Source organism: Cyanobium sp. NIVA-CYA 375 (genome assembly GCF_056108345.1).
On record NZ_JBSYHW010000198.1, the window covers coordinates 1 to 1,530 of the forward strand.

Consider the following 1,530-nt stretch of genomic DNA (forward strand, 5'->3'; position numbering starts at 1 on the left):
CACCCAGCTGGAAACACTGTCCGCCCGTGTCACCCAGCTGGAAGAGCAGATGGGCCGCAGCTCCAGGAACTCCTCAAAGCCTCCATCCAGTGACGGCAGCGGTTTTAAGCCCACAGGCAAGGGGAAGAGCAAAGCCTCTGGTCGCAAGCGCGGTGGCCAGGAGGGCCATCCCGGTGCAGGCCGCAACCTGCTTCCTTCCGAGCAGTGCAAGGACCTGATTCCCCATCATCCCAGCCACTGCCGCGGTTGTGGCGAGCCTCTGCGTGGGGATGATCCGGCACCGGTCCGCCACCAGGTGGTCGACATCCCGCCGATCGTGCCGTTCGTGATCGAGCACCAGCTGCATCGCCTCGTCTGCCCCCACTGCCATACGACCACCTGCGCACAGCTGCCTGTGGGTGTGGAGAGCAGTGGCTACGGCCCACGACTCAGTTCCCTGGTGGGGCTGTTGGGCAGCGTGTATCACCTCAGCCATCGCAAGGTGCAGGGCTTGCTGGATCAGGTGCTGGGGATCGAGGCCAGTACCGGTGCCATCAACAGCATCCGCTGCCGGCTCTCAGACAGCCTGGCGGCACTGGTGGAGGAGGCCGCCGCCGCGATCCGCCGCGAGAAGGTGGCGCACATCGATGAGACGGGCGGCCCGATGGGCAACGCGGATGGCAACAACCCCGACGGCCGCCGTGGGTGGTTATGGGTGATGGTCACCCCCGTACTCACCGTGTTTCAGCAGGTGCTCAGCCGCTCGGCGCAGGCGGCCCGCCAACTGCTGGGCGACAACTACGGCGGCATTGTGGTCTCCGATCGCTACAGCGCCTACAGCTGGCTGCCGCTGGAGCAAAGGCAGCTCTGCTGGGCCCACATCAAGCGGGATCTCACTGCCATCGCGGAACGCTCCGGCGTCAGCGCCCCGGTGGGGCGGGATCTGCTGGAGCTGGAGACCCAGTTGTTCCATCAGTGGCATCGCTGGCGAGACGGCGAGATCGACAGGCAAGAACTGCAATCCCTCACGGCGCCGATCCGCCAGGCCTTTGAGAGCAAGCTGCAGGAAGCGAGCGATCTGGGCTTTCACAAAGGGGAGAAGACTCCCTGGGCCACCACGGTGCGCACCTGCCGGCAGATCCTCAACCTGGCGCCAGCCCTATGGACCTTCCTGGAGCATCCCGATGTGGAACCGACGAACAACGCTGCGGAACGGGCGCTCAGACCGGCGGTGATCCACCGAAAACTCAGTTACGGCGTCCAATCCCGGCGGGGTGGCCTTTGCCACAGTCGTCTATTGACAGTGACCACAAGCCTGAAACAGCAGGGCCGTGACGTGTTGGAATGTCTGGTTGAGGCATGGAATGCCCATTACCACGGACTGCCGGCGCCAAGCCTGCTGCCTCCAGCAAAATAGGGGCACAGGCAGAGCGACCAGAGCAGTGAAAGGTGCGCGCTGAGAGGCTGAGCAAAAGAGCTGCGCATCAATCATGAAGTGGTGACTGCCTATGTCATGTCAAGGTCAGGCCGGCACGCCCCGTGAACGGTTAC

1 protein-coding gene is annotated in these 1,530 nt (G+C 64.1%); it reads left to right on the plus strand.

The features are described 5' to 3' along the window. The coding region (gene tnpC / locus AC01FP_RS17510) for an IS66 family transposase (RefSeq protein WP_474481995.1) at positions 1-1,396 on the plus strand (1,396 nt) is incomplete at its 5' end. Positions 1,397-1,530: the final 134 nt, after the last annotated feature.